Genomic DNA, 26,556 nt, shown 5'->3' on the forward strand with positions numbered 1-26,556 from the left:
GGCTGCGTGCTGGGCGGGTTTATCACGGGGGGGGGTTTCGGTTGGGCCCTCCCCCGCCGTCCGCGGGCCTATGTGCGGGTGGGGGGGGGGCCCTAAGGGTGCACCCTGCGGGGGGGGGGGCTAATCCCCCCGCGCCACACCATTCTTCCGCTCGACGAGATGGATGCCGCACTCGAGCTCATCGAGACCCGCGGCAATCGGGGCCGGGTCGCGGTGCGCATCGCCTGAAGCACCGTCGGATTCGGGTGCGCACCCCGGCGATCCGTCAGGGGCGAGGCCAGGGCCGCCCGTCGAGGCGCTCGATATCGGTGTTGAAGCGTTCGAGATAGCTCGCGAAGGCGGCCACGTCGTCGGCGGACCAGTTCACCATGACGCGGTCGAGGCCCTCGGTATTGGCCCGACGCTCGGCCTCCAGGGCCTGTTCGCCCATGTCGGTGATGCGGAATTTGCGGGCGATGCCGCCGATGGGGTCAGGGATGCGGTCGACCAGTCCGGCGCGCAGCAGGGCGGCGGTCTGCCGGTTGACGGTCGAGGTGTCGAGGCCGAAGGCCTCGGTGAGCTGGCCGATGGACATGGGTCCCTCGACGCTGAGGCGGCTGAGCAGGACGTAGGCGCTGCGATCGAGGCGGGTGCCTTCGCGGCGGTAGCGGGCGGCAATGGAGTAGCGGCCGAGCAGCATGGTCTCGAATTCCACACGGGCCGTGGGTTTTTCGGACGAGACCGGATGTCCGGACGAATCCGCGGGCTGTCCCATGCCGTCCTTTCGTCGCGAGCTGCGGAATCTGTCTATCACAGCGGAAAGAGTGGTCGCCGTCCTGCCGCTGCCCCGTCGCCCGATCATTCTTCCATTTGCGGCACGAGTCGAATAGCAGCGGACTTGCTGCTGCGGTGCGGTACTGTCCGCATTCGGAGCGCGAAACCGCCGCGCTCCGGTGCAATCCGCAGGTCTGGACTTCGGGGGGCAATGCTTGCTGATTCTCCGGATGTTTGCGATACCGCAACGACGTTCGCCGGTAGCTCCACCGGCTCGCCCTACGATTGGCAACGGCAGCTACGACGGTGGAACGATACCGGCACGGCCGTCGCGCTGACGCTGCCCAGCTGCTCACCCGGGCCGCCTCCTACGATCCGGAGGCTCCGGCCGTGGTCTCCGGGACCGTCACCCTCACCTACCGCGAGCTCGCCGAGCATTCGAATGCCTTGGCGCGCAAGCTGATCGAGGCGCTGGCCTTGGCATCCGAGGCCACCCTGGTGCTCGCCCCGGCCGGACCCTACGCGGGCGCGGACCTGAATACGGCGGGCGCGCTGATCTGACGGAAGTGGCTGCCGCCCGGCCGATTTCGCCGGGCGGCTACCCGATCCGCTCACGCCTGCCGGGTCGGCAGGACGACCACCTGGCGCAGGTTCACGTGCGCCGGACGGCTGGCGGTGTAGGCGATCAGATCGGCGATATCGTCCGCGCGCAGCGACTCCATGAACCCGAACATGCCGTCCAGCTCGGCGCTGAGCTCGACATTGTCGATGTGGCTGCCGAGTTCGGTGTCGGTGAGGCCGGGCTCGATATTGGTGACGCGCACCTTGCGCGCGCCGAGCTCGGTGCGCAGCGTCGCCGACAGCTGGGTGATGGCGGCCTGGGTGGCCCCGTATACCGCGTAGCCGGGGAACGCCACGTGCGCGCCGATCGAGGAGATGTTGACCAGGTCGGCGGTGCGGCCCGCGTCCGCGGCGGCCAGCAGGTCCGGCAGGAAGGCGCGGATCATGCGCAGGCGCCCGGCCACATTGGTCTCCAGCATGCGGGTCCACTCGTCCTCGCGGCCGTCGGTGATCGGGTTGGGCAGCATCACGCCCGCCGAGTTCACCACCAGGTCGACCGGGCCGAACGCGGCGCGCACCGCGTCCGCCGCGGCGATCACGCTGGCCGAGTCGGTGACATCCACCGGCACCGCCAGCGCGGTCCCGCCCTCGGCTTCGATCTTGGCGGCCAGGGTGTCGAGCCGGTCCGCGCGCCGCGCCAGCAGTGCCACCCGGGCCCCGTTGCGGGCCAGCAGCAGTGCGGTGGCCTCGCCCATGCCGCTGGCGGCTCCGGCGATGACGGCGGTGCGGCCGGACAGGTTCTCGTAGCTCATGTCGAATGCTCCTTCGCTTTCTGCGTGTGCATTCATCCTGCGAGCGCGCGTGATCGGCAACGAGGGTTGCGGTTTTCCTGGGTCTGCCGGTACCAGGATGGGTTCGTACACATGGACCCATGCAGCCCGACCTTCACCAGTGGTTCCATGCCGGACCGGGACGGCCTCGAGCAGCGAACGACCTTACACGCCAGCAGAATTGGATCAGTTCGCAGCACTCGGACACGCCGGATAGGGCCATGCTCACGATCTGTGTCGGCTAGCGGATCGGCACTGTCACGCCGGGTGATGAGGGCTCCCCGTGCAGGATCAGATGGCTCGGAGTGACGTCTTTCTTTTTGCCCATATCGTCATTCTTGTTGCCTTCTCTATCGGGGAGTTCGAAGGCGAGAGGAATCGTGGTAGTGGTGCCGGGAGCGAACTGGTGGAACTCGCCGTTGTACGGGTGAAGCCTCGCTGTGGCGGTTGCATCGGGGGCTACCGAGCGGCCGTCGACGGTGATCAGGCGCTGAGCGGCGATGGTGAACAGTTGCTGACGTCCGGATATGTTCGTGACCGTCAGTGTCACGATGGTGTAGACGCGGTCTGCGTTCGCCGGGGCGGTGACAAGTACTCCGGAAACCACATCGCTCACGGTGAAGGCGAAACTGCCGTCGTACACCGTGTGCGCCGGGTCTGCGGGCTGACCGCCGATCGTGAACGGCGGCGGGCCGGACGCTGTTGTCGCCGAGGAAGAGGGCTGCGCCGGGATGCTCGTACCTGGGCCCGACCCGGTATCGAGGCCGCTGGTAAACAGCCACAGAACCACCGCAGCGATGAGTGCAAGCCCGGCCGCCGCCGATATCCATTTGGGTCCCAAAGGATTTCGTCGTGGATCGGAATGTGCGGCAGGGGCAGGTGAGGATGCGTGGGACTGGTGCGTCACTGGGTGAGTCGCCGCCGGGCCGGTGGCAGTTATGACACGGTTCGGCGGGCTGGGGCCGGGGGCCGCCGAGTCCAGGATCGGTGGGGGCGGTCGTGCCGGTGCAGGCAGGTCCAGGGCGGCTCGCGCGGCAGCGGCGAATTCTCCCGCGCTTGCGTAGCGATTGTCCGGGTTCTTGGCCATGCCGCGGGCGATGACATCGTCGAGCGCGGTCGGGACAGCAGGGGCAGCCTGCGAGGCGTGCGGTGGTTCGGACATCAAATGCGCGTGCATCTGCTGTGCCGGGTTGCCGCTGAAGGGCGGATGCCGGGTGAGGGCTTCGTAGAGTACACAGGCCAGTGAATAGATATCGGAGCGCGCGTCGAGCGTGCCGGTGAACCGCTCCGGTGCCATATATTCCAACGTGCCCACGACCAGACCGGTGGCTGTGAGTGCGGTGCTGTCGGCGGCGCGGGCGATGCCGAAGTCGATCAGGTACACGAAACCGGTGGTGTGCTCGAGGATATTGCCCGGCTTGACATCCCGATGGATAAGTCCCGCCGCGTGTGCGGCATCCAGCGCCTCGGCCGCCTGGGTGATGACCTCCACAGCCCGAGCCGGAGCCATGGTGCCTGACCGCAGGCGCGCGGCCAGGTCGATGCCTTCGATGTAGGCCATCTCCAGGAACAGATGCCCGTCGATTTCACCGAAGGCGCGAATGGGCACGATATGCGGGTGGTGCAGCTGAGCCCCCAACCGAGCCTCTCGCTCGAAGCGACGCCGATAGCCCTGATCTGCCGAGTTCGCGGCAGACAACACCTTCACGGCTACGGTGCTGCCGGTACGGTCGCGCGCCAGCCATACCTCGCCCATGCCGCCACTTCCCAGCAAGCGTTCGAGACGATAGGTCCCGAACGAGCCGCCGTGCCGCCCGGACATGCTCTGACCGTACCCCCGGAACAGCATGGGTTCGTACGCTGGACCCCATGCAGAACGATCTCGGCGACTTCCTGCGCTCGCGCCGCTCCCGCATCCAGCCCGCGGACGCGGGGCTGCGCGAATACGGCCGCCGCCGGGTCCCCGGCCTCCGCCGTGAGGAGGTGGCGCAGCTGGCCGGGGTGAGCGTCGACTACTACATCCGCCTGGAACAGGGTCGCGGCAAACATGTTTCGGATGCCGTGCTCGACGCGGTCGCCCGTGCCCTGCGGCTGAGTGATCAGGAGCGACTGCACCTGTACGCGCTGGCCCGGCCGGGCGGCACCGTCGACGCGCATCCGACCACCATGTCCAGCGTCTACAGCGACACCGTCCACCCCGGTGTCCGGCTGGTGCTCGACGCCCTCACCGCGCCCGCCTTCGTGCTGGGGCGGCGCATGGATGTGCTGGCCTGGAATACCCTCGGCGACTTGGTATCCGGCTTCTCGCGCATACCCGCCGCGGAACGCAACCAGGCGCGTTACCTGTTCCTGGATCCCGCCGCGTCCACCTTCTATCCCGACTGGGAGACGGTGGCCGGCGAGACCGTCGCGTTCCTGCGGCGCGACGCGGGACTGCATCCCGACGATCCGCGGGTGGCGGCCCTGGTCGGGGAACTCTCCGCCCGCAGCGCGGTCTTCCGGCGGCTGTGGGCCGCGCATCCGATCAAGGAGAAGACGCGCGGCGCCAAGCTGATTCAGCATGCCGAGGCAGGGCGGCTGGAACTCGGCTACGAAACCCTCGCGCTGCCGGGCGATCCCGACCAGCTGTTGGTCGTGTACACCGCCGCGCCGGAGTCACCGGCCGCGGCGGCGCTGGCCCGGCTCGCCGGGCTGCACTCGGTGCACGCCTGAACCAGCGGTCGACTCTCAGTTCGTGGCAATGGATTTGCGGTGCACCGGGCCGTGCGCGTCCTGGCAGTGTGGGATGTGGTCGTGCTCGGTGTCCGGGCATTCCGCGTGGTCGGTGTAGTCGACCTGGAGCACGCTGTGATCGATGTGGTGCGTGTCGGAGAGCATGGCGGCGACCGCGGCGCGCACCGCCTGGCTGTCGGTGCCGGGCCCGACCAGGATGTGCGCCGACAGCGACGGGGTACCGGAGGTGATCTCCCAGATGTGCAGGTCGTGCACCTCGATGACGCAGTCCACCTCGGCCATCTCCCGGCCGATCTCGATCGGGTCGAGGTAGGCGGGCGCGGCCTCGAGGAAGATGCGGCCCGAGGCGCGGACCAGGCTGACGCCGGCCTTCACCATGAGCACCACCACGATCAGGGTGGCGATGCCGTCGGCGCGGGCGAAGCCGGTGAGCATGATGATCAGACCGGCGACCGCGGTGGCGATGAATGCGAACAGGTCGTTGAGGATGTGCTGATACGCGCCCTCGACATTGAGACTGGTCCGGTTGGCGCGGCTGATCATCCAGCCGGCCAGCACGTTCACCACGATGCCGACCAGCGCGGTGGCCAGCACCAGGCCACCTGTCACCTCGGGCGGGTTGATCAGGCGGCGGATGGCCTCGTAGGTGAGCCAGGCCGCCAGGCCCAGCAGGGTCAGGCCATTGGCCTGGGCGGAGAGGATCTCGGCGCGCTTCCAGCCGTAGGTCATGCGGCCCGCGGCGGGCCGGGCCGCCAGCCGGATGGCCCACAGTGCCAGCACGATCGAGGCCGCGTCGGTGAGCATGTGGGCGGCGTCGGAGAGCAGTGCCAGTGAACTGGCGACCAGGCCGACCACGACCTCACCGAGCAGGAACGCCACGATGACCGCGAGCGCGCCGGCCAGCCAGCGCTTGTCGCTGTCGGCGGTCGCGCCGTGCGAATGTCCGGCGTGGTCATGCCCGTGTGAATGCTCGTGCCCGCCCATAACCCTCCTTCGGTAGTGCCCGACGAACACCATATGCATGAATCGCTATGTATGCAATGTTTGTGACACGTCCGATTCGGGTGGTTTGCCCGGAGAAAGCTCCGGCCTCTCATGAGAGGTCGCGGAACGTCATGAGGAACCCGGCGAACGCGATCACGAACAATGCGACGAACCCGGCTGCTCGCAGCCACAGCCAGGGCCAGTCCCGGACCCACAGCCCGGTGAGCATGACCCCGATCAGCATCAGCGCCCCATAGAACGGCGTCCGCTGCGGATGGCGACCCATAGCTCCTGCATACGCCTGTTCCGGGGATCGAGCACTCGCGGCACGCCGGGCCCGCGCGGGATCGGTTCGCCCATTACTGCGCCGCGGGCGTCCCGCAGCGCCGGTGGGTGCGCACACCCGAGATCACGACACTGCCGGTGTCGGTGGCCGACGCGCTGGTGATTCGCCGGCGGTCGCACCGTTCCAGGCTGACAGCGCCCCGTCCGAGGGCCGAAAAGCCTAGAATCACAAGGGTGGACGCAATTCTGACAACCATCGGTGTGGTCGTGGTTATCGGCATCTCCGGCGCGGCCTATGCCGCGTTCCTGTTGCTACGCGGTCGTAAATAGTTCGGGGGCAACGGGTTCGGCGTTGCCGGGCGCTCAGCTCTGGACCCGGGGCCAGGGGTAGAAGGCCAGGTGGATGAGCAGCACCACGAGTGCGGCCAGCAGGACGGCGGCGATCGGGTGGGCGCGGCGCTCCAGGTAGCCGATGGTGCGAAACAGGGTGGGGAAGGGCACATCTCGGCTGAAGAACATGGCCAGAATGCTGGGCACGATGACCCACATCAGGGCGATCAGTCCGTAGAGGACGTACGCGCCCAGGTAGGACTGTGGGTGCATGCCACGGTCGGTGGCGGCGAACAGGACGCCGAAGACGAAGGTGCCCATCGCGGCCAGCAGATACCCCGCGCCCAGCAGGGTGATCGGCGAATAAGGGTTGGTGACACGGCCGTTCACGGTGAGGGTGCGCCCGGCGACCATCTGCGGGGTGGGCTCGGGCGGGGTGGCCAGTTGCGGGACAGCGTAATACGCCAGCAGCACGATCACCGACACGACGATGAGCCGGACGAACGAGTGCTGAGTCTCCAGATGCCCGATGGTGTTCGAGATGGTCGGCCAGCTCGCCAGTCCGAAGACCGACGCCAGCTCCGAGGTGGCGATCGCCAGTCCCGCGAGGCCCCACATGCAATAGCCCCAGAATTCCACCGAGCGCCCCGCCGCTGTCGGTACGGCCGCGCTGCCGACATCCTCCGTCATGCTGCCGTTGTATCACTAAAACGGGGGTCTACCTGGCAGCATGCACAGTCGATGCCGGGTTGTCACGGGTCCGACATCTAACGGTACCGGCGGGTCGGTTCGGGTGCGGCACAGCTGGTTTCGGCTCCCCCTGGCGACCCGCCGGTGTACCGGCTATTTGCCGTCGGCGGTCAGGCGACCGGCCGTGCCCCAGCTGTCGGCGGGCGTCTCGTGGATCCACACCTGCACGGCCTCGGCCGGAATCTGATAGGCGTCCACGAAGGCGTCGGTGATGCGGCGGACCAGGTCCCGCTTCAGCTCGACGGTGCGCGGGCCCTGCTGCACGGTGACGATGGGCATGACTGTTCTCCTTCGTGAAAACTGCTGGGATACCGGCCATCTCGGAACCTGGGGTTTCGATCTCCGATCCGTTCGGCGGCCTGAGAACAGTTCACCGGAAAACCACACCCCGACCAATGAGCAGGTCGTTCGCGCAGTGATAAGCGATCCTTATCGCCTGCACGCCCGCGAGATCCCTGCACGCCCGCGAGATCCCTGTGCGCCCGCGAGATCCCTACGCGCGCGCGAGCAGAGCGCCCAGCAGGCGCAGATTCGGCGACGCCGCATCCGCCCGCACCGCCAGCGCGATGGGCAGGGTCAGGCCCGCATCGGCGAAGGGGCGGAAGGCGACCCGCGCGTTGTGGACCTGCCGTGCATTCGATTCGTAGACCACCGTCCACATGGGCGAGCCCGCGCCGATGGCGGCCAGCGTGTCCTGCAGGGTGGTGGAGGTGGGCGCGGGCACCGGCTCGAATCCGGCGCGCACACATGCGTTCAGCACCAGATCCACCAGCGCCGGATGGTTGCGCCGTTCGGTCAGCCGCAGCGGCACCGTGGCCAGGTCCGCCAGCCGGACCGAATCCTGGGTTGCCAGTGTGTGTTTGGCGGGCAGGGCCACCACCAGCGGATCGTCCCAGGCGGGCAGGAAGTCCAGTTCCGGGCTCTCACCGGGTTCCGGCGAGCGCACGAAGGCGGCGTCCAGACCGCCGTCCGCCACCCGGGCCAGCCGATCCCGCACCGGCAACGCCACCAGCTCGACCTGCACCTGCGGCGCCTGCTCGGCGAAGGCATCCAGGACCGCGTCCAGGCGTTCGGCCAGTCCGGTCACCGTGCCCAGCCGGAACACCTCCGCGCGGCCACCCGCCAGGCCGGCCACGCTGGCCCGGGCCTGATCGGCCGCGGCCAGCACACCCCGCGCCGCGGGCAGGAAGCGCAACCCGGCCTCGGTCAGCCGCACCCGCCGCGGCGACCGGTCCAGCAATTGCACGCCCAGATCCCGTTCCAGCCGGCGCACCTGCTGGCTCACCGCGGGCTGCGCGATGTGCAAGCGTTCGGCCGCTCGCCCGAAGTGCAACTCCTCGGCGACGGTTACGAAATACCGCAACTGACGCAATTCCACGAGCCCATGGAACCATCAGCGCCTGCCCGGGGCTGTGGCGAGGCGGCGGGGTCGGCGTGACCGGCCGGGTCAGCCCAGGTAGCGGCCGTACCAGTCGAGCACCCGGCGCCAGGCCTCGGCGGCGGCGGTGGGCTGGTAGCGGGGGCCGGTGTCATTGAAGAAGGCGTGGTCGGCATTGTCGGCCACGAAGCTCTCGTGCGGGAGCCCCGCCTTGTCCAGGGCCGCCTCGGCGGCCGGACGGGAGGCGTCGACCCGGCTGTCCAGCGCGCCGTAGATAGCCAGCACCGCGGCCTTGGATCCGGTGACCTCGCCGCCGTCGGGGAACGGGCCGTAGAAGGGGGTGGCGGCCGCGAGTTCGGGAGTGCCCGAGGTGAGCAGCAGCCAGGTCAGACCGCCGCCGAAACAGAAACCGGTGGCGCCCAGCTTCTTTCCGGGCACGCGGCGCTGCAGCTCGGTCAGCCCCGCGCGCAGATCGGCGACGAATCGGTCCTGAGGGATCTTGCCGAGTGCGGCGGTGGCGGCCGCCTGATCGGTGAAGGTGGCGGTGCCGCCCTCCTCGGAGAGCAGATCCACCGCGAGCGCCGAGTACCCGACGCCCGCGAAACGCCCTGTCACCGAACGGATGTGGTCGGTCAGGCCGCGGTTCTCGTGGATGACGAGCACACCGCCCATGGGCTGGGACGCCTCGGCCCACGCGGCCTGCAGGGTGCGGCCCTCGGGTCCGGCGAAGGTGATCGCGGTGGGCTGCAGGGCCGTCGCGGTGCCGGGTGGTGCGGCCGGTGGGGACGCGGACGAGCTCGCGGCGGCGGTCGTGGGGGCGGACTGCTTGCCCGAGTCGGCGCAGGCCGCCAGCAGCGCCACGGCCGCCGGTGTCCCCATGCCGAGCAGCCCCAGCCGGCGTAGCGCTTCCCGGCGGCTGAGCAGGCCCTCGGCGTGATCGGTGGCGATTTCCTCTGCGATATAGCGCTGCAGCGGCGTCATGCCCTCAGCCTAGGCCGCCGGACCGGTCCGGTCTCGGCCGAAACGCTGTGGATCTGCCGTCTGCCAAGATGGCCGAATGATTGCCACCATGGCTGTGGTCGCAAACTCCGCGGGCGCGGTCACCGGTAGGCGGAAATATCGAAGGCGCCGTTGCTCTGGCGGAACGAGACCGCGGAGTCCGGCCAGAGCAGCGTGACGCGACCGGTCTGTTCGTCGCGGTACCAGCTGGTGCAGCGGCCCTGGGTCCACACCGTGTCGCGGGCGCGCTCCTCGATATCGAGCATGGAGGAGCGGACCGCCTCGGGCGTGACCTCCAGGACGGTGTTCGCGCTGGAGGCGAGATGGTCCAACGCGCTGAGCACGTAGTCGATCTGGGTCTCGATCACATAGATCGCGGAGTTGTGGCCCAGCGCCGCGTTCGGGCCGTCTAGCACATACATATTGGGGAAGCCGTCCACGGTGGTCGACGCGTGCGCGACCATGCCGTTGCTCCAGCGCTCGGACAGCAGCGAGGTGCGGCCCCGGATGTGCTTGGCGATCGACGGCCGGGTGGCGTTGAATCCGGTGGCGAACACCAGGATCTCGAGATCGTAGGTGTGCCCGCTCGCGGCGATGGCCAGGCCGTCGTCGATGCGGGTCAGCTCGGTCGGTTCCAGCTGGACGGTGTCCAGCTGCAGGGCCGCGTAGTAGTCGTCGGAGAAAAGGATTCGCTTGCAGCCGATTTCGTAGTCGGGGGTGAGCCGCTGCCGCAGGCGTGGATCGCGGACCTGGGCCGCCAGATGGTCCGTGGCGCGCTGGTGCAGCAGATCGATCTCCGGGTGGCGGCGGCGCCGGGCGGCGATGCTGAGCTCGGCCTCGGCGAACAGCTCGTCGCGCAGCTCGGTGATGGTCCGCGGATCGGCGGCGAAGCTCGACAGCTCGTCTGGGGTGTAGAAGCGGTCCCCGCGCGGCAGCACATAGGGCGCCGAACGCTGGAAGACCACGACCTCGCTGGCCTCGCCCGCGAGCCGCGGCAGGATCTGGACCGCGGACGCGCCGGTGCCCACCAGGCCGACCCGCTTGCCGACCAGTGACACCTTCGGATTCCACCGCGCCGAATGCCAGTGCCGGCCACCGAAATTCTCCAGCGCCGCGACCGGCGGGATCCGGGGTTCGGTCAGCCGTCCAGTGGCGATGATCAGGGTGGCGGCCGAGAAGTCGCCGCGGGAGGTCCGGACGAACCAGCGTGCCTCGGCTTCGACCCACTCCGCCTGTTCCAGCGCGCAATTCAGCCGCAGATACGGTTCCAGCGCTTCCTGCTGGACGCACGACCGCAGGTAGGCGTGGATCTCCGCGCCCTCGGCGAACACCCGCGACCACCGCGGATTCGGCCGGAACGAAAAGGAATACAGGTGGGCGGGGATATCGCAGGCCACGCCCGGATAGCGGTTGTCGCGCCAGGTGCCGCCCACATCGTCGGCCTGCTCGATGATGACGAAGGAGTCCCGGCCCCGGCGGGCGAGCTGGATGCCCATGCCGATACCGGCGAAACCCGCGCCGACGATCAGCACGTCGACCCGTTCGGGGCTCGAATGTCCTTCGGCGGTGGCCGGATTCGTGCTCTCAGGCATGGCCGTACCGGGTGGTGCGGCGGCGCAGCGAGCGGCCCAGCTCCGCGGCGATCCGATCGACATCGGTGACGGTGAGGCTCAGCCCGGCCTCCGGACCGGACTCCGGCGCGAGCCGGCCGTCGAGCAGCAGGCCGCCGAGATCGTTCGCGCCGCCGCGCAGCAGCTCGACGGCCACCGCCAGCCCCAGCCGGGGCCACGCGGCCTGAATATTGTCGATGCGCCCGTGCAGGAGCAGCCGCGCGACGGCGTGCACCGCCCGCGTCTGCCGCCGGAGTGCTTCGGGCACAACGGGATCGAGGAAGCCGGACGCCGCGGTCACGGGAACCATGGGCATGGCGATGAATTCGGTGAAGCCGCCGGTGCGGTCCTGGATATCGGCGAGCAGCCGCAGGTGGGCCACCTGCTGCGCGGGGGTCTCCACATGCCCGTAGACCATGGTCGAGGTAGAGGTCAGGCCCGCGCGGTGGGCGGTCTCGATCACCTCCACCCAGCGGCTCACGGGCAGGTCCGGGCTGCCGTTCAACCGGGCGCGCACATCGTCGTCGAGGATGCGCGCACCGGTGCCGGGAACCGATCCGAGGCCGGAATCCTTTGCCCGCGCCAGGAACTCGTCCAAGGGCAGCGCACAGCGCGCGGCACCGTCGAGCAGTTCCTCCGGGCGGAAGGCGTGCAGGTGCAGGGGAGCGGTCTCGGTGATGGCGGCGATCAGCGCCAGATAGTCGTCATCGCTGTCGGCGGGCAGCGGGCCCTGCATGCAGATCTCGGTGGCGCCCAGCGCGTGCGCCTCGGATACCAGCGCGGCCAGTCGCTCCCGCGCCGCGGAGCCGGAGACCACGGCGGTATCCAGATTCCGGTTCACGACATAAGTCAGGGCGTCGCCGACCGTCCGCTGCCGGAGCGCATCGGCCAGCTCGCACAACCGCTCCAGCTCGGAGCCGTCCGCGTGCAGCAGCGCGATGTATCCCGCGTCCGGCAGGCCCGCCGGATTCCGCTCCGCTTCCGCGAGCCACTCCCGCACCCGCCCCGCATCGGACAAGCCAACCTCGGCGACACCACGATCCACGATCGCCACGATACCGCCGCCCCTCCGGGCGTCCCGGCCCGCTCGGTGCCGCTGGGTGGGCGGCCCCGAGCCGGGATGTGGACAACCATGCGGGTCAGGCGGCGGTGGTGTGCCCGATGGTGATGTTGCCGTAGGAGTTCCGGGCGTGGACCTCGACGATGTCCTGCGGCCGGCTGACGGGGTACAGCTGGTTCTGGATGGTGCCCTTCTGTGCGTTGGTTTCCATCCGGGCGGCGCTGCCCGGGTGGATGCCGATCGACAGGTCGCCGGTGGAGGTTTCCACGTCGATCACGCCGCGGGTGGCCTCGACGACGCGGATGTCGCCCTTCGCGACCTTCGCGGTGACCGAGCCGAGCGGGCGCTCGACGGTGATGTCACCGGCGGAGACCTCCAGCTCGCACTCGCCGAGCGGGCCCGCGCCCAGCAGGTTGCCCATGCCGAGCGAGCCGGTCAGGCGGGAGCCGGCGGGCACCTCGATGGTGACCTCGACCGACCCGCGGCCCGCGAGCGGGGAGAACTTCCGCCAGCCCTTGGGGGCCTGCACGGTCAGGGTGCCGGCGGCGAACTCGGCGCGGATCTGCTCGGCGGCGCGCACGTCCTCCTTCTTGGACGCGTCGGCCGGGCGGATCTCGACGACGGTGTCGGTGCGGTTCGAGGCGATGACGGTGACGTTTCCGGCGGCCACGTCGACGGCGACGGTGATGGCTTCGGGGGTCTGGAACGCGGTCATGGTGTTTCTCCTTCGAGGGTCTGTGCTGCTGATGTGACTACTTTCGCGAGCCCGGCTGACAGCGGCCTGACGCCGCACTGACACGTCCGCTGACACGTGTTCGGCCCGGCTGGACAGCGCACGGCAGAATGGTCCGGGTGCAGATCGGAATGCTTGGGCCGCTCGAAATCCGGGCAGACGACGGCGGATTGCTGGAGGTACCGGGCGCCCGGTTGCGGTCGCTGCTGATCGCGCTCGCGCTGGAACCCGGCCGGGCGGTCTCGAAAGCGCGGCTGGTCGACTGGATTTGGGGCGAGGAGCCGCCGTCCGATGCGGCGAATGCCTTGCAGGCCTTGGTTTCCCGATTGCGGCGGGTACTGCCGGACGGGTCGATCGACGTGCAGGCGGGCGGCTACCGGCTGACGGTGGCGCCCGGCGACATCGACGCCGTGCGGTTCGAACAGCTCCTCGACCGGGCCCGCGGCGGCGACGACGTCCACCAGGCCGAACTGCTGCGCGAGGCCCTCGCACTGTGGCGCGGCGCGCCCATGCGGGACATCGGGGCGCAGGACGGCGCGGCCCTCGACGCGGTGATCGCCCGGCTCGAGGGACTGCACATCGGTGCGCTCGAGGATCGGTACGACGCGGAACTCCGGCTCGGCCGGGGCGCGGAATTGGTCACCGAACTGAATGATCTGGTGGCCCAGCACCCCGTGCGGGAACGACTCGCCGCGTCGCTGATGCGCGCGCTCGCCGCCGCGGGCCGGGGCGCCGAGGCGCTGGTCGTGTACCAGCGGGTCCGGGAGGCCCTCGCCGACGAGCTGGGTGTGGATCCCTCGCCGGAGCTGTCCGCCCTGCACGTCGCCCTGCTGCGTGGGGAGGTGGGCGGGCGGGAGGACGACCGCCGGACCAACCTGCGCGCCGAACTGACCCGATACGTCGGCAAGCAGGCCGACGTCGCCGCGGTGCGCGCTCTCGTGGCCCGCCATCGGCTCACCACGGTGACCGGACCGGGCGGTTCGGGAAAGACCAGGCTGGCCACGGAGACCGGGCGGGCCCTGCTCGACGGGCTGCCGGACGGCGCGTGGCTGGTGGAGCTATCCTCGGCGAGCGCGGGCGGTGACCTCGCGCAGGCGGCGCTGGCCGCGCTCGGGCTGCGGGACGCGCTGCTGGGCGGCGGGGCGAACGCGGAACCCATGGACCGCCTCATCGCGGCCATCCGCGAGCGCGACATGCTGCTGATCCTGGACAACTGCGAGCACGTGATCGAGTCCTCGGCGGCGTTCGCCCACCGCCTGCTCGGGGAGTGCCAGCGGTTGCGCATTCTCGCCACCAGCCGCGAACCGCTCGGCATCACCGGTGAAGCGCTCTGGCAGGTCGAGCCTTTGGCGCTGCCCGCCGCGGACGCGGACGCCGGCGCGATCGAATCCTCCCCGGCCGTCCAGCTTTTGCGCGACCGCGCCGGAGCGGTGCGCCAGGACCTCGGCGCCGATGCCCGCACCCTGGCGACCATGGCCCGCGTGTGCCGTGCGCTCGACGGGATCCCGCTGGCGATCGAACTGGCCGCGGCTCGCCTGCGCACCATGTCCCTCGAGCAGCTCGCCACTCGTCTCGACGATCGGTTCCGGCTGCTGACCGGGGGCAGCCGGACCGCGCAACCGCAGCACCGGACCCTGCGGGCGGTCGTGGACTGGAGCTGGGAACTGCTCAGCGAGGCCGAACAGGCTGTGCTGCGCCGGCTTTCGGTGTTCGCCGGCGGCGCGAGCCTCGAGGCGGCCGAACAGGTCTGTGCGAGTGGCGAATCCGAGGGGCAGCCCGCGGCGGTCGAACAGTGGGAGGTGCTCGAGCTGCTGACCGCGCTGACCGAGAAATCGCTGCTGCTCACCGCGGGCGACGACGGGCCGCGCTACCGGATGCTCGAGACGATCAAGCAGTACGCCCGCGACCGGCTCGCGGAGGCGGGGGAGGCGGACGCGGCGCGGCGCGCGCATCTGGCGTATTTCACCGGACTGGCCGCGACCGCGGAACCGCATCTGCGCCGGGCCGAACAGCTGGAATGGCTCGCCGTCCTCGAACCCGAGCACGACAATATCGCGGCCGCCATGCGCGGCGCGCTCGCCGCGGAGGACGCGACCGCGGCCATGGGGCTGGCCGCGGCCGCCGGCTGGTACTGGTGGCTGAGCGGGCACAAGGCCGAGGGCATGGAGCTGGTCACCGCGGCCGCCCGGACGCCCGGCGAAGCCGACGACGAGACCCGGGCCACGGTCTACGGGCTCGTCGTGCATTTCATGACCTCCGGCCCGAATGACGAACACCACGTGGAGGAATGGATCCACCAGGCCTACCGAGCCGGCGGCGATTGGACCGGCGGCGGCCGGACCGGTCATCCGACGCTGGCGTTCGTGGTCGCGCTGGAACGCATGCTGCAGGGGCCGGATCAGTTCCTGCCCGCCTTCGAGGCGCTGCTCGGCGACGACGATCCGTGGGTGCGGGCGCTGGCCCGGCTGCAACTGGGCAAGTTGCGGACCGTGCTCGGCCAGGGCGGGCCGGAGGCCGACGAACAGCTGGAGCTGGCGCTGGCGGAGTTCCGGGCCGTCGGTGAGCGCTGGGGGATCTCGTTCGCGCTGACCGAGCTGGCCGACAGCCTCGCCCTGCGCGGCGAATTCGCCAGTGCGTGTGAGTATCTCGAGCAGGCGATCGCGGTGGTCGCCGAGGTCGGCGCGATCGAGGACCTGGTCCGGATGCGGTCACGGCAGGCACAGCTGTACTGGCTGCTGGGCGACGCGGCGGCGAGCACGGCCGCCATGGCCGAGGCCCAGCGGTACGCGGATCAGACCGGCTGGCCGATCGCGCTGGCCGAAATGGCCCTGGCCCGAGCGGAATTGGCGCGCTGGAACGCGGATCCCGAAGAGGCGCACCGACAGATCGGCGTCGCGAAGACTCTGCTGGCGGGAGAATCGGAGCAGCCGTTCATGAGTGCGGTGATCCACGATCTGCTCGGCTATCTGGCAGACGGTCTCGACGAGGCCCGCCACCATCGGGCCGCGGCCTTCCGGGTGGCGTCGGCGGCAGGGCACGCGCCCCTGCTGGCCAAGGTGCTGGTCGGTCTCGCGGATCTGGCGCTGCGGGCGGAGCAGGACGAGCAGGCGGTCCGGCTGCTCGCGGCCAGTACCGCGGTGCGTGGCGTCTCGGATCATTCCCACCCGGATGCGGCGCGGATCGAGCGGACAACGCGAAGTCGCCTCGGTGACGTGAAGTTCACCGAGGCGACGGGGGAGGGGGCGCGGGCGGTCTGGCATGAACTGGCCGAGATCACGCTCGCTTCGTGAAAGTGGCACGGGACCACAGGTATCCGACGATCGCGAACCCGGCGCACCAGGCCAGCGCCGCGGCGGTGTAGCCGCCCGACGGGTGCCCGGTGAGGAACCCGCGCAGGGACTCGATGATCGGGGTGAAGGGCTGGTACTGCGCGAACTGCCGGACGCCCTGGCCCATCTGGTCGGCCGGGACGATCGCGCTGCTCACGAAGGGCAGCATGATCAGCGGCACCACGGACATGCCCGCGGACTCCGGGGTCTTGGCGGCCATGCCCAGGGCGACGGTCAGCCAGGACGCCCCGAACGAGGTGGCCAGGACGATGCCGAGCGCGCCCAGCCAGTCCAGCGCGGTGGCCGGCGGCCGGAAGCCCAGGGCGAACGCCACTCCCAGCACGGCCGCGATGGCGACCACATTGGTGAGCATGGTGGCCACCACGTGTCCGGTCAGCACGGCGCCGCGGGAGACGTCCATGACCTTGAACCGGTTGATGACGCCCTTGGCCATGTCCGAGCTCACCGCGACCGCGGTGCCGGAGAGCCCGTAGCTGATGGCCAGCAGGATCATGCCCGGTGTCGCGTAGTCGATGTAGTGCTCGCCGACATTGAAGGCGCTGCCGAACACGTAGACGAAGATCAGCAGCATCACCACCGGCATCAGCGCGGCGTTGAAGATCGCGACCGGGTTGCGGGCGATGTGTTTGAAGTTGCGGCGCAACATGATCGCCGAGTCGCCCAGCGACGCTGCCAGGGCGCCGGTCGCGACGGTGCGGTTCGGGGTGCTGCCGGTGGAAACGATGGTGCTCATTGTGCGTCGGCCTCCGTGGTGGCGTGCCCGGTCAGGGCAAGGAAAACGTCATCGAGATCAGGGGTGTGGATGGAGACCTCCGCGGCCTCGACCGAGTGATCGGCGAGCCGATCCAGCAAGGCCCGCAGGGTTTTGGTGCCGCCGTTGCCGGGCACCTGCAGGGTCAGCGCCTCGCTGTCCATGGTCGCGGCGGGCAGGATCCGCGCGGCTGCTTCCAGTTCGCTGAGGTGGGTGAACCGCAGTTGGAGGTAGCTGCCGGGGACGCGGCGCTTGAGGTCGTCCGGGGTGCCTTCGGCGACGATGCGACCTCCGTCGAGGACCGCGATCCGGTCGGCCAGCTGGTCGGCCTCCTCGAGGTACTGGGTGGTGAGGAAGATGGTCACGCCGTCGGAGGTCAACTCCCGCACGATCTCCCACATGGTGCGGCGGCTGCGCGGGTCCAGTCCGGTGGTCGGCTCGTCGAGGAAGACGATGTCCGGCTTGGTGACCAGCGTCATCGCCAGGTCCAGCTTGCGGCGCATGCCGCCGGAGTAGGTGGCCGCCTGCTTGCGCGCGGATTCGGTGAGGTCGAAGCGCTCCAGCAGCGTGTCGACCACCTGCTTGCGCGCCACGCCCCGCAGCCGGTGCAGATCGGCCATCAGCTGCAGGTTCTCTTCGCCGGTCAGCAGGTCGTCCACCGCGGCGAACTGACCGGTCACCCCGATGGCCGCCCGCACCGCCTTGGTCTCGGTGGCGATGTCGTGCCCGGCGACCCGGGCCGTCCCGCCGTCCGCCGTCAGCAGGGTGGTCAGCACGTTCACCGTCGTGGTCTTGCCCGCGCCGTTCGGCCCGAGCAGCGAGAAGATCGTTCCCGCACCGATATTCAGATCAATGCCGTCGAGGATCGTCTTGTCCCCGTAAGCCTTCCGCAGCCCCGAGGCCGCGATTGCTGTGCTGTTCATGTGGACTACTGTCGCGACCCGGCCTGATACCGGCCTGACACCGACCTGATACGCCCTCTGACACGGTGTTCTACCTGTTCACAAGGGGTGGCGAGGGCTGTCAGCCGTTGGGTGGAGCCAGCAGGGCGGCGGCCAGATGACGGGTCAGACGGGGCGTGTCAGGGGTGGCTCGGAGGCGGGGGGTGGCGGCGAGATCGTTGATGACGCTCAGGGCGGCCTGGACTCGCAGCCGGGCTTCCAGCTCGTCCTGGCCGGGGTGGACCTGGCGCACCAGCTGCACCCATTCGGCGATGTACTCGTGCTGCACGCCACGCATGCGGTGCCGATCGGCGGCGGGGAGCTGATCGATGTCGGAGGTGAGCAGCCGGATGAGACCGGTTTGCTCGAAGGCGAATTCGGTGTAGCTGGTGAGCAATCGGTCGAGTGCGTCGGCGGCGTCGGTCGCGCGGGTCAGATCGCGGTACATGTCGCCCCGCAGGACGTGATTGCCCTGGTCGAGAACGGCGATCAGGATGTCGGCCTTGCTGTCGAAGTGGTTGTAGACGCTGGGTCCGGCAATGCCGACGGCCGCGCCGATGTCCTCGAGCGCCACACCGGAAAAGCCTTGCTCGGCGAAGAGTTTCGTCGCCGCGGTGAGAATGGCGATACGCCGCGAGGGGGACCATCCCGCCGACGGTCCGGCGGGTGGTGCGGTCGCGGGGCGCGGGACGGGGAGGTCGGCGGTGAGGATCGCGTCGACCATGTCGGTGAGCACCTGCACGAAACGCTGACGCGGCAGTTCCAGATTGTGGAACGAGATGCTGGATGCCGTGGAAAGCGCTGCCCAGCCGATTATTTCGGCCTGAGCGGGCGGCAGCCGCGGTGTCCGCGTGCGCAGCAGATCGGCGAACCGTGCGCCGATGCCGCGCGCCCGCTGCCGGAGTTCGGTTTTCGCGCCGGGATCGAGGTGTCGCGCTTCCCGGTGCCACAACACGCCGATGGCCCGCTGATCCAGCATGGCGGTGGCCAGTGTCCGGGCGAGATCGGTGTCCGGCTCGGCGCGCGCCGCGTCGAGCAGTTCCGTGACGATCTCGATGGGCTGGGCTACCACGGCGCACAGCAGATCGTTCTTGTTGCGGAAGTGCCGGTACAGCGCGGACGGCCCGACCGCGACCGCGTCGGCGATGTCGCCGGTGCCGACATCGGCGTAGCCGCGCCGATAGAACAGTTCGGTCGCGGCGGCGACGATGAGGTCGCGGCGATTGGCGGGGCGGGTGCCGCGGGCCGGGCGGGCGGCAGCGTGCTCGGCGGTGTCGCTCATGGTCGCCGCTCCTTCTCGCTCGCCGGTGGTGGGTCGCCCGCCCTCACTATAGGGAGCGGGCGACCCGGCCCGATCGGCCGCGGACGCCGGCGGCTAGAAGATGTATCCGCCGCCGCAGACCAGGGTCTGGCCGCTGACGTAGTCGGAGTCCGGGCTGCACAGCAGGTACACCGCGCCGGCCGCCTCGGCGGGTGTTCCGGCCCGGCCCAGCGGGATCATCCGTTCCATGGTCGACAGCAGATCCGGGTTGACGCCCACCTTCAGCTGCCGGCCGAGGACGTCGATGGTGCTGTCGCCGTCGGCCGGCGTCTCGGTGAGCCGGGTCTTGATGAGCCCGAAGGCGACCGAGTTCACGGTGACGTTGTAGCGCCCCCACTCCTTGGCGAGGCTCCTGGTGAGTCCGTTGATGCCGGCCTTGGCGGCGGCGTAATTCGCCTGTCCCGCATTGCCTCCCGTGCCGGCCAGCGAGGAGATGTTCACGACCTTGCGGCACGGGACCGGCGTGCTGGCGTGAGCTATCTAGAATTCACTTAGTAGAGCAGTGGGTGCGCGTGGATGCAAGAGTAACGGTGAAATCAGCGGGGAGCCGATGCGTAATCCTTGGGTGGGTTCGGTTCTATATCTGCATCTTCCACTATTTATTATTCACTTAATCTCACGTCGGCGTCGGCGACCCCAACTGTTGGGGCTGTTGGTGGCTGCGGCCCGGGTTCGATACTTGCTCCCGCCAAGATCGAGAACGATGGAGCCGCAGATGAATTCGAAGAAGACCCTCGCCGCGTTCGCCGTCACCGCGGCCCTTCTCACCCCCGCCGGCGTGCTGGCCGCCCCCGCCCAGGCCGATGCGCCGGCGCCGGCGCAGGCCCAGCCTGTGGACACCACCGCCACCGGCTCCTCCAGCGGGTCCTACTCCGCCGCCAACTACCTGGTCTGCATCCTCTTCCACACCAGCCTCAACGGCTCCGTGGGCATCCCGTTCTGCTGACGGCCGCTGGCCGGGACTGTGATTCATCACGTTTATCTGCTTCAGTGACCCGTACCGTCTCGGCGCCGCTTACCGTCGCGAGGCACAACAGTTTGTTTGGGAAGGTGGGCAACAAGCGTGATCGGTACGCGGGCGAAGCTCGATGAACTGGCCAAGATCCTGGAGATGGCCGCGGAACCGGCGGGTGAGGCCGGTGTCGCCAAGCGGGCGTCGAAAGGCATTCCGAGCGTTCGGCAGCGGGTGGAGATGCTGCTCGACCGCGGGACGTTCATCGAGACCGGCGCGCTGGCTCGCCAGCCCGGTCAACCGGACGCGCTCTACGGTGACGGGCTGGTCACCGGTCGCGGGCTGATCGGGGGGCGTCCGGTGGTGGTGATCTCACACGATCAGACCGTGTACGGCGGGTCGGTCGGGGTCACGTCCGCCCAGAAGTTCATGCGGGCACTGAAATTCGCGTTCGACAACGCGTGCCCGGTGGTGACGATCAACGATTCGGGCGGTGCGCGGATCCAGGACGCGGTGGGTTCCATCGCATCGTTCGGTGATATCTCCCGGGTGCTGGAGAAGCTGTCCGGCTATGTGCCGCAGGTGTCGATCATTCTCGGCAAGTGCGCCGCGGGCTCGGTGTACGGGCCGATCAATACCGACGTGCTCATCGGCACCAAGGATTCCTACATGTTCGTCACCGGGCCGGAGGTGATCAAGGCGGTCAACGGCGAGGACGTCACCGCCGAGGAGCTCGGCGGCGCGAAGGTGCAGGCCGAACGCGGCACCCTGCATCACGTGGCCGAGACCGAGCAGGAGGCCTACGAGTGGGCCCGCAACTACCTGAGCTTCATGCCGACGAGCTGCGTCGAGCAGCCGCCGATCGTGAATCCCGGCCTGGAGCCCGAGATCACGGCCAGTGACCGGGAACTCGACACGATCATCCCGGATTCCGATCGTGCCGGCTACGACATGCACGAGATCCTGCTGCGCATCTTCGACGACGGCGAGTTCCACGAGATCCGCGCCGCGTTCGCGCCGAACCTGATCACCGGCTTCGCCCGCGTCGACGGCTACCCGGTCGGCGTGATCGCCAATCAGCCACTGGTGCTGGGCGGTTCCATCGACGCCGCCTGCTCGGACAAGTCGACCTACTTCATCCGGCTCTGCGACGCCTTCAACATCCCGCTCGTGTTCGTCGCCGACACTCCCGGCGTGCTGCCGGGCCTCGCGGAGGAGGCCAACGGCGTCATCATCCGCGGCGGCCGTGTCCCGCGCGCCATCATCGAGGCGACGGTGCCGATCATCAACCTGGTGGTACGCAAGTCCTACGGTGGCGCATACGGCATGATGGCCGCCCGGCAGGTCGGCGCGGACGTCAGTTTCGCCTGGCCCACAGCCCGTATCGCGGTGATCGGCGCCGAAAGCGCGGTCGACCTCCTCGGCAAGCGCCAGTTGGCCGCGATGCCGGAGGAGCATCGCGCCGCGGCCCGCGAATTCATGATCAACCAGTACAACGAGACGGTCGCCACCCCCTGGGTCGCCGCCGAACGCGGCTACATCGACGCCGTCATCGAACCGTCCCGCACCCGCCTGGAAATCCGCCAGGCCCTCCGCCTGCTCCGCGACAAGAAGCCGGTCAAGCCGGAGTTCAACCCCCGCAAGCACCCGGTATACCCGATGTGACGTACCGGCGCGAAAACCGGTGCGGGACAACAGCCGGATGGCACTGAGCCATCCGGCTGCAGCCGCTCGCTCGGTTCTCGTCGACGTCTGCTCGCGATCAGCTCCTGTCGGTCGTCGATATTCGATGCAGGCGTAGGGGTCCCACGAAGCGGCGCGTGCGTGCTGGTTTGGTGTTCACGAGCGAGAGGTCGCCGCCGTAGTGGGCCAGGACGCGGTGGTCCATGACGGCACGCCACAGCGGGGGAATGGCGGCGAGCAGGATCAGCGTGGCGTAGCCGGCCGGGAGCTGTGGTGCCGTTTGTGAGCTGCGCAGGGTTTGGTAGCGGCGACCGGGATTGGCGTGGTGGTCGCTGTGGCGTTGCAGGTGGAACAGGAATACGTTCGTGACCAGGCGGTCGCTGTTCCAGCTGTCGCGCGGGGAGCACCGTGCGTAGTTGCCGTTGGCGCGGCGCTGGCGCAGCAGTCCGTAGTGCTCGATGTAATTGACCGTTTCCAGCAGGCCCGCACCCAGCACCGCCTGCACCATCAGAAACGGAATCACGCCGAGGCCGAAGGCCAGGATCATGGTGCCCCACAACGCGACACTCATCGACCAGGCCTGCAACAGCTGATTGTGCCAGCTGAACCAGCGCTTTTCCTTGCGAGACAGGCGTTCTCGCTCCAGGGCCAGTGCCGAGCGGAAGCCGCCGACCGCGCTGCGCGGCAGGAACTCCCACAGTGACTCGCCGAATCGGGCGCTGGCCGGATCCTCGGGCGTCGCCACACGCACATGATGACCCCGATTGTGTTCGACGAAGAAATGCCCGTAACCCGACTGTGCCAGAGCGACCTTCGCCAGCCAGCGTTCCAGGTGTTCGGCCCGGTGCCCGAGTTCATGGGCGGCGTTGATGCCGATGCCCGACACGAACCCGAGCGTCACGGCCAGACCGAGCTTGTCGGATACGCTCAGCTCGCGACTTGCCCAGAGATAGCCAGCAATGAGCAGCCCGATGAACTGCAGCGGCAGAAAGAGGTACGTACACCACCGATAGAACCGGTCTTCGGATAATGCCTCGTAGTCTTCCTCGCGTGGGTTGCTCCCGTCATCCCCCACAGACAGATCCAGCAGTGGGATCAGTACCAGCACGAACACTGGACCGATCCACCAGAAGACCGGGAGCCCTGTGCGGGCTACCAGTTGTGAGGGAACTACAGCGCACGAGGGAGCGATCAACCCGAGAATCCAGAGGTATCGCTTGGGGTCGCGCGACTTCGAATCCTGGAAAATCGACATAGGGGCCTCTTTGATCCAACTGAACGGCACTCGCTCGCGAGTGCAGACGGCCGAATTCTTTTGGCTCAAACCCGTCGATTCAGACTAGTCGGATTTCGCCGCCGCGCTAGATGAACTGCCAAAAATGGTGACTGACCGGGCAATTCAACCCATGCCCGGTGACGAACATCGAGTTCTATACACGAATGCCCGGCAGCCGGGACCGGTGGGAGGACCGATCCCGGCTGCCGGGCATCATGGACCGAACGTCAGAGAGTCAGGGCAGGGCTCCGCAGTTGCTCGGAGCAGGCCAGCCGGCGAGCCGATCGGTCAGCCACTGTTGCGAGTCCGCCAGCGACGGAAAGAACGCCAGCACATGGGTGCCCACCAGACCCGAAACGGTCGGAATCTGCGCGTTCGGATCCAGTTCGACGGGCACGCCGCTGCCGCACCAACCGGCCGCCATCTCCCGCACCGGCACGTAGGGCGCACCCTCGTCGTTCATGGCCGAGGCGGCGAGGACAGGCACCGACGGAGTGAGCGTGCCGATGCGCTGTTCGTCGAAGGCCGCTTTCAGCTCGGGGTTCCGATCGATGACCGCGGTGAGCGGTTCGCCGCTGGTGGTCCATTCGGACGTGCGCGGATGGTCCTGGGCCAGGCTGGTCGGGACGGCGCATTTGCCCAGCGCGTCGCTCAGGATCGCCTTCCCGGTGTCATTGAGCTCGGCGTCGAGTATCGGGCGAGTCTCCGGATAGTCGGCGGCGATGCCATTGAGGATCCAGGCGAAAGCCGGTGCGATGGAGGGCCGTCCGTCGTTGTATCCGATGAAGTATTCGTCGTCGACCACCGGACCGCCCACATAGGCGCCGCGTACATTCAGCTCGGGAGCGTAGCTCGACTGCAGTTCGGCCGCGCCCGCGGAAGCCATGCCGCCCTGCGAGTATCCGTAGAGAACGACCGGCGTGCCGGGGTTGAGGCCGGTGCCGGGCAATTGCAGTCCGGCGCGCGCCGCATCCAGCAGCGCGTAGGCCTGTGCCTTGCGGTTGAGGTAGTCGTGCACGTCGGGGGTGCCGAGGCCGTGGTAGTCGGTCACCACCACCGCGATTCCGCGGGCGAGCAGCGAATACAGCGCCAGCAGGTCGTATTCGAAAATGATGTCCGCCGGGGGCTGGTATTGCACGACCTGCGTCATCAACTTCGACGGCGCACATTGATTGCCCTGGCCCTTGGTGCCGCCCGCGTACGCGACCAGCGGGCGCTCGCCGGGGCCGGTCCACGGCACGCTCGGCTGCAGGTACGTGCCGACGACCGCCGTCGGTGCATCGTGGGTGTCGCTGCTGACGTACATCATTCGCGTCGCGGCGGCGGGAACGACGCCGGGCATTCCGGGTGCGGAGAAGGCCACCTGTGCCGGTTCGGCGCGCACGATGGCTCCCGGTGTGGGTGGTAGCGGCGGCGGCAGATAGAAATCGTCGCCCGCCGCGACGGGTTCCGCGCTGGCGAGCAGCGCCGAGTTCGTGGCGCCGCCGCCGACCATGATGAGGGTTCCTGTCAAAGCTGCGGCCAATCCAAGCAGTCGCCTCCGCACTTTATCGATCCTTCCTGCGAGTGAGGGACCCAGGGCATCTCGAATCGGGTGTTGAGGCTATACGCCGGGCTATCGGTTTTTTGCGAATGAGTGGAAGAAACGCCGAACTCACGTCGGCCCACCGCGTGTCGTTATGGGATTGCCTGTCGTGTCGGTATTGCCAATTCGGAGATGTCTATGAATGACCTGTGCGTCCCTACGAGATTGGGAATCCTCGGGATGCTCAGGCGCGAGGGCTCGTTGATCGGGTGACCGGCATCGGGCAGGCGAGCATGTGAATCCCGGTCTCGGGGAGGACTGTTGGCTGGTCAATGACAAATGCGCGTTTTGTCGTGTAGCTGGAAGTTTGCCGATATAGTCGCGTCAGAACTCGGACTGGCTTGTCGAACGACGTGAACTATTCATGGAGGTCAGACACGTGCTTGGTCGGTTTCCTGTTTTCCTGCGCAGCGGGTCGGCGAAAGTTGTGGCCGCGCTGGGTGGTGTGGTTCTCGGGTTGTCGATGACGACGACGACGGCTGCGGCGGATCCGATCTATCCGATACCCGATCCGGATCCGTTCTACGCCGCCCCGGCGGATCTGGCGGCACACCGGCCCGGTGATGTGCTCCGCACGGAGACATTGCCGCCGGTGGCCGTATTTCCTGGCGCCACCGTGACATTGGTGCAATTCCGATCCACCAACTCCCACGATGAGCCGATCGCGGCGACCACCACGATCCTTACCCCGCCCGGTCACCAGCCCGACGCCCCGTTGATGTCGTATCAGCACTTCATCAACGCGCTCGGCACCAGCTGCGCGGTGTCACATCTGCTGTACTCCGACGATCCGAATCTCCTGACAACGGCGTCGATTCTGAATATGGCACTGGCGCAGGGCTGGAGCATAGCGCTGCCGGATCATCTCGGTCCGTACGTCGCGTTCGGGGCGGCACGTCTGGGTGGCCGGATCGTTCTGGACGGCGTCCGGGCGGTGAAACAGCTGCCGGAACTCGCCGCCCAGCACAGTCCGGTCGTGCTGGCCGGCTACTCCGGCGGCGGCATGGCCACCGGGGCGGCGGCTGCGCTCCAGCCGTCGTACGCGCCGGAGCTGAAACTCGCGGGTGCGGCCATCGGCGGTGCCCCGATGAACCTGCTGACGATGGTGGAGGCCTTGGGCTACGACCCGCACCCGGCCTTCGGGCTGGCCATGGCGGCGGCGATCGGCCTCGAGCGCGAATATCCGAACGAGCTGCCGATCAGCTCGTACCTCAACCAGAGTGGCTTGGCCCTCCGCAATGCCATGGCCAATGACTGCACCAATCAGATCCTCGCCGAGGGCGTCGGCGGCAGCGCGCGGGCATACATGGCCGATCCCGCGGGCTTCAACTTCCGTGAAGGCCAGTCGGTGCTGGAGGAGAACAGCTTGGAACTCTTCGGCGAAGTGCCGGAAACACCGGTTTTCGAATGGCATTCACCTGACGACCCGCTGATTCCGGTCCAGGCGATCGACAACACCGACCACCGCTGGTGCGCGGCCGGCGTTCCCGTGCAGACGCTGCGCGTTCCCGCACCCGAGCATCTGTCGGGAGCGGTGCTGGGTGCCCCCGAGGTACTGGCGTGGCTCAACGGCCGGGTTCGCGGCGAGCCGGCACCCAGCAACTGTTGACGGGGTTGCCGTGACTTCACGGCTGGCGCTTTCACCCGGTCCGGGCGGCCTGGCAGGTCGCCCGGACCGGGCCGAGCTGACC

23 protein-coding genes and 1 pseudogene are annotated in these 26,556 nt (G+C 68.6%); 6 read left to right on the plus strand and 18 right to left on the minus strand.

What is annotated here, in order from left to right; translation table 11 throughout:
- Positions 1 to 265: 265 nt before the first annotated feature.
- Positions 266 to 754 carry a MarR family winged helix-turn-helix transcriptional regulator gene (locus tag ACFXHE_RS09120; protein ID WP_379381414.1) on the minus strand — a complete coding sequence of 163 codons (489 nt, stop codon included), beginning with the start codon at positions 752 to 754 and terminating at the stop codon, positions 266 to 268.
- 305 nt (positions 755 to 1,059) lie between these two features.
- On the opposite strand from ACFXHE_RS09120, the gene ACFXHE_RS09125 reads away from it, so the two are divergent.
- Positions 1,060 to 1,314, plus strand: a complete 255-nt coding sequence (locus ACFXHE_RS09125; RefSeq protein WP_379381416.1) for a hypothetical protein — start codon at positions 1,060 to 1,062, stop codon at positions 1,312 to 1,314.
- Positions 1,315 to 1,364: 50 nt separating this feature from the next.
- Here the strand turns inward: ACFXHE_RS09125 and ACFXHE_RS09130 are convergent, their stop codons facing one another.
- Entirely contained in the window at positions 1,365 to 2,126 is a 762-nt protein-coding gene (locus tag ACFXHE_RS09130; RefSeq protein ID WP_379381418.1) for an SDR family oxidoreductase, read from the minus strand.
- A 259-nt stretch (positions 2,127 to 2,385) separates the two neighbouring features.
- The gene (locus tag ACFXHE_RS09135; protein ID WP_379381420.1) at positions 2,386 to 3,966 is read right to left on the minus strand and encodes a serine/threonine-protein kinase; all 1,581 of its coding nucleotides are present in this window, start codon (positions 3,964 to 3,966) and stop codon (positions 2,386 to 2,388) included.
- 47 nt (positions 3,967 to 4,013) lie between these two features.
- Here ACFXHE_RS09135 and ACFXHE_RS09140 point away from each other — a divergent pair, with 47 nt between their 5' ends.
- Entirely contained in the window at positions 4,014 to 4,856 is an 843-nt protein-coding gene (locus ACFXHE_RS09140) for a helix-turn-helix transcriptional regulator (RefSeq protein WP_379381422.1), read from the plus strand.
- A 15-nt stretch (positions 4,857 to 4,871) separates the two neighbouring features.
- On the opposite strand, the gene ACFXHE_RS09145 is transcribed toward ACFXHE_RS09140, so the two are convergent.
- From ACFXHE_RS09145 to ACFXHE_RS09185, 9 genes are all read right to left on the minus strand, one after another.
- The gene (locus ACFXHE_RS09145) at positions 4,872 to 5,861 is read right to left on the minus strand and encodes a cation diffusion facilitator family transporter (RefSeq protein ID WP_379381424.1); all 990 of its coding nucleotides are present in this window, start codon (positions 5,859 to 5,861) and stop codon (positions 4,872 to 4,874) included.
- Between the two features lie 109 nt (positions 5,862 to 5,970).
- A complete protein-coding gene (locus ACFXHE_RS09150; protein ID WP_379381426.1) occupies positions 5,971 to 6,147 on the minus strand; it encodes a hypothetical protein in 177 nt (58 codons plus the stop codon).
- Positions 6,148 to 6,509: 362 nt separating this feature from the next.
- Positions 6,510 to 7,166 carry a hypothetical protein gene (locus ACFXHE_RS09155; RefSeq protein ID WP_379381428.1) on the minus strand — a complete coding sequence of 219 codons (657 nt, stop codon included), beginning with the start codon at positions 7,164 to 7,166 and terminating at the stop codon, positions 6,510 to 6,512.
- A gap of 153 nt (positions 7,167 to 7,319) precedes the next feature.
- Entirely contained in the window at positions 7,320 to 7,505 is a 186-nt protein-coding gene (gene dmpI, locus ACFXHE_RS09160) for a 4-oxalocrotonate tautomerase DmpI (RefSeq protein ID WP_036545806.1), read from the minus strand.
- Positions 7,506 to 7,719: 214 nt separating this feature from the next.
- A complete protein-coding gene (locus tag ACFXHE_RS09165; protein ID WP_379381430.1) occupies positions 7,720 to 8,604 on the minus strand; it encodes a LysR substrate-binding domain-containing protein in 885 nt (294 codons plus the stop codon).
- Positions 8,605 to 8,673: 69 nt separating this feature from the next.
- Entirely contained in the window at positions 8,674 to 9,585 is a 912-nt protein-coding gene (locus ACFXHE_RS09170) for a dienelactone hydrolase family protein (protein ID WP_379381432.1), read from the minus strand.
- 119 nt (positions 9,586 to 9,704) lie between these two features.
- Complete coding sequence (locus ACFXHE_RS09175; RefSeq protein ID WP_379381434.1) at positions 9,705 to 11,195, minus strand: flavin-containing monooxygenase; 1,491 nt, start codon at positions 11,193 to 11,195, stop codon at positions 9,705 to 9,707.
- Positions 11,188 to 12,258, minus strand: a complete 1,071-nt coding sequence (locus tag ACFXHE_RS09180; RefSeq protein WP_379381436.1) for an FO synthase — start codon at positions 12,256 to 12,258, stop codon at positions 11,188 to 11,190. The genes ACFXHE_RS09175 and ACFXHE_RS09180 overlap by 8 nt, the downstream gene beginning before the upstream one ends.
- A 94-nt stretch (positions 12,259 to 12,352) precedes the next feature.
- A complete protein-coding gene (locus ACFXHE_RS09185; protein WP_379381438.1) occupies positions 12,353 to 12,988 on the minus strand; it encodes a DUF4097 family beta strand repeat-containing protein in 636 nt (211 codons plus the stop codon).
- Positions 12,989 to 13,116: 128 nt separating this feature from the next.
- On the opposite strand from ACFXHE_RS09185, the gene ACFXHE_RS09190 reads away from it, so the two are divergent.
- Positions 13,117 to 16,296, plus strand: a complete 3,180-nt coding sequence (locus ACFXHE_RS09190; RefSeq protein WP_379381440.1) for a BTAD domain-containing putative transcriptional regulator — start codon at positions 13,117 to 13,119, stop codon at positions 16,294 to 16,296.
- On the opposite strand, the gene ACFXHE_RS09195 is transcribed toward ACFXHE_RS09190, so the two are convergent.
- The 4 genes and pseudogenes from ACFXHE_RS09195 to ACFXHE_RS09210 all read right to left on the minus strand — a co-directional run.
- A complete protein-coding gene (locus tag ACFXHE_RS09195) occupies positions 16,280 to 17,089 on the minus strand; it encodes an ABC transporter permease (RefSeq protein ID WP_354830707.1) in 810 nt (269 codons plus the stop codon). The genes ACFXHE_RS09190 and ACFXHE_RS09195 overlap by 17 nt on opposite strands.
- Positions 17,086 to 18,030 (minus strand): ATP-binding cassette domain-containing protein, encoded by a 945-nt coding sequence (locus ACFXHE_RS09200; RefSeq protein WP_379381443.1) that lies wholly within the window; start codon positions 18,028 to 18,030, stop codon positions 17,086 to 17,088. Before ACFXHE_RS09200 ends, ACFXHE_RS09195 begins: the two co-directional genes overlap by 4 nt.
- A 100-nt stretch (positions 18,031 to 18,130) precedes the next feature.
- On the minus strand, positions 18,131 to 19,330 hold the full coding sequence (locus tag ACFXHE_RS09205) for a TetR/AcrR family transcriptional regulator (protein ID WP_379381445.1): 1,200 nt from the start codon (positions 19,328 to 19,330) through the stop codon (positions 18,131 to 18,133).
- 93 nt (positions 19,331 to 19,423) lie between these two features.
- Positions 19,424 to 19,819, minus strand: a pseudogene (locus ACFXHE_RS09210) (SDR family oxidoreductase); the annotation flags it as partial.
- A gap of 265 nt (positions 19,820 to 20,084) precedes the next feature.
- Between ACFXHE_RS09210 and ACFXHE_RS09215 the strand changes: the two are divergent.
- Both ACFXHE_RS09215 and ACFXHE_RS09220 read left to right on the plus strand, forming a co-directional pair.
- Complete coding sequence (locus ACFXHE_RS09215; RefSeq protein WP_379381447.1) at positions 20,085 to 20,315, plus strand: hypothetical protein; 231 nt, start codon at positions 20,085 to 20,087, stop codon at positions 20,313 to 20,315.
- 117 nt (positions 20,316 to 20,432) lie between these two features.
- The gene (locus tag ACFXHE_RS09220; RefSeq protein ID WP_379381449.1) at positions 20,433 to 21,986 is read left to right on the plus strand and encodes an acyl-CoA carboxylase subunit beta; all 1,554 of its coding nucleotides are present in this window, start codon (positions 20,433 to 20,435) and stop codon (positions 21,984 to 21,986) included.
- Between the two features lie 97 nt (positions 21,987 to 22,083).
- On the opposite strand, the gene ACFXHE_RS09225 is transcribed toward ACFXHE_RS09220, so the two are convergent.
- Both ACFXHE_RS09225 and ACFXHE_RS09230 read right to left on the minus strand, forming a co-directional pair.
- Positions 22,084 to 23,259 (minus strand): alkane 1-monooxygenase, encoded by a 1,176-nt coding sequence (locus tag ACFXHE_RS09225; protein WP_379381451.1) that lies wholly within the window; start codon positions 23,257 to 23,259, stop codon positions 22,084 to 22,086.
- A 256-nt stretch (positions 23,260 to 23,515) separates the two neighbouring features.
- Positions 23,516 to 24,793 carry an alpha/beta fold hydrolase gene (locus ACFXHE_RS09230; RefSeq protein WP_379381453.1) on the minus strand — a complete coding sequence of 426 codons (1,278 nt, stop codon included), beginning with the start codon at positions 24,791 to 24,793 and terminating at the stop codon, positions 23,516 to 23,518.
- Between the two features lie 535 nt (positions 24,794 to 25,328).
- Here ACFXHE_RS09230 and ACFXHE_RS09235 point away from each other — a divergent pair.
- Positions 25,329 to 26,474, plus strand: a complete 1,146-nt coding sequence (locus ACFXHE_RS09235; RefSeq protein ID WP_379381455.1) for a lipase family protein — start codon at positions 25,329 to 25,331, stop codon at positions 26,472 to 26,474.
- The last annotated feature ends 82 nt before the right edge of the window (positions 26,475 to 26,556 follow it).

The organism is Nocardia sp. NPDC059229 (assembly GCF_042754165.1).
Lineage (GTDB): Bacteria > Actinomycetota > Actinomycetes > Mycobacteriales > Mycobacteriaceae > Nocardia.

What these genes read in the sequence shown, in the direction of transcription:
- ACFXHE_RS09120 (WP_379381414.1), bottom strand. Translation starts at nt 754, where the DNA reads ATGGGACAGCCCGCGGATTCGTCCGGACATCCGGTCTCGTCCGAAAAA.
- ACFXHE_RS09130 (WP_379381418.1), bottom strand. Translation starts at nt 2,126, where the DNA reads ATGAGCTACGAGAACCTGTCCGGCCGCACCGCCGTCATCGCCGGAGCC.
- ACFXHE_RS09135 (WP_379381420.1), bottom strand. Translation starts at nt 3,966, where the DNA reads ATGTCCGGGCGGCACGGCGGCTCGTTCGGGACCTATCGTCTCGAACGC.
- ACFXHE_RS09140 (WP_379381422.1), top strand. Translation starts at nt 4,014, where the DNA reads ATGCAGAACGATCTCGGCGACTTCCTGCGCTCGCGCCGCTCCCGCATC.
- ACFXHE_RS09145 (WP_379381424.1), bottom strand. Translation starts at nt 5,861, where the DNA reads ATGGGCGGGCACGAGCATTCACACGGGCATGACCACGCCGGACATTCG.
- ACFXHE_RS09150 (WP_379381426.1), bottom strand. Translation starts at nt 6,147, where the DNA reads ATGGGTCGCCATCCGCAGCGGACGCCGTTCTATGGGGCGCTGATGCTG.
- ACFXHE_RS09155 (WP_379381428.1), bottom strand. Translation starts at nt 7,166, where the DNA reads ATGACGGAGGATGTCGGCAGCGCGGCCGTACCGACAGCGGCGGGGCGC.
- dmpI (WP_036545806.1), bottom strand. Translation starts at nt 7,505, where the DNA reads ATGCCCATCGTCACCGTGCAGCAGGGCCCGCGCACCGTCGAGCTGAAG.
- ACFXHE_RS09170 (WP_379381432.1), bottom strand. Translation starts at nt 9,585, where the DNA reads ATGACGCCGCTGCAGCGCTATATCGCAGAGGAAATCGCCACCGATCAC.
- ACFXHE_RS09175 (WP_379381434.1), bottom strand. Translation starts at nt 11,195, where the DNA reads ATGCCTGAGAGCACGAATCCGGCCACCGCCGAAGGACATTCGAGCCCC.
- ACFXHE_RS09185 (WP_379381438.1), bottom strand. Translation starts at nt 12,988, where the DNA reads ATGACCGCGTTCCAGACCCCCGAAGCCATCACCGTCGCCGTCGACGTG.
- ACFXHE_RS09190 (WP_379381440.1), top strand. Translation starts at nt 13,117, where the DNA reads ATGGTCCGGGTGCAGATCGGAATGCTTGGGCCGCTCGAAATCCGGGCA.
- ACFXHE_RS09195 (WP_354830707.1), bottom strand. Translation starts at nt 17,089, where the DNA reads ATGAGCACCATCGTTTCCACCGGCAGCACCCCGAACCGCACCGTCGCG.
- ACFXHE_RS09200 (WP_379381443.1), bottom strand. Translation starts at nt 18,030, where the DNA reads ATGAACAGCACAGCAATCGCGGCCTCGGGGCTGCGGAAGGCTTACGGG.
- ACFXHE_RS09205 (WP_379381445.1), bottom strand. Translation starts at nt 19,330, where the DNA reads ATGAGCGACACCGCCGAGCACGCTGCCGCCCGCCCGGCCCGCGGCACC.
- ACFXHE_RS09215 (WP_379381447.1), top strand. Translation starts at nt 20,085, where the DNA reads ATGAATTCGAAGAAGACCCTCGCCGCGTTCGCCGTCACCGCGGCCCTT.
- ACFXHE_RS09225 (WP_379381451.1), bottom strand. Translation starts at nt 23,259, where the DNA reads ATGTCGATTTTCCAGGATTCGAAGTCGCGCGACCCCAAGCGATACCTC.
- ACFXHE_RS09235 (WP_379381455.1), top strand. Translation starts at nt 25,329, where the DNA reads ATGACGACGACGACGGCTGCGGCGGATCCGATCTATCCGATACCCGAT.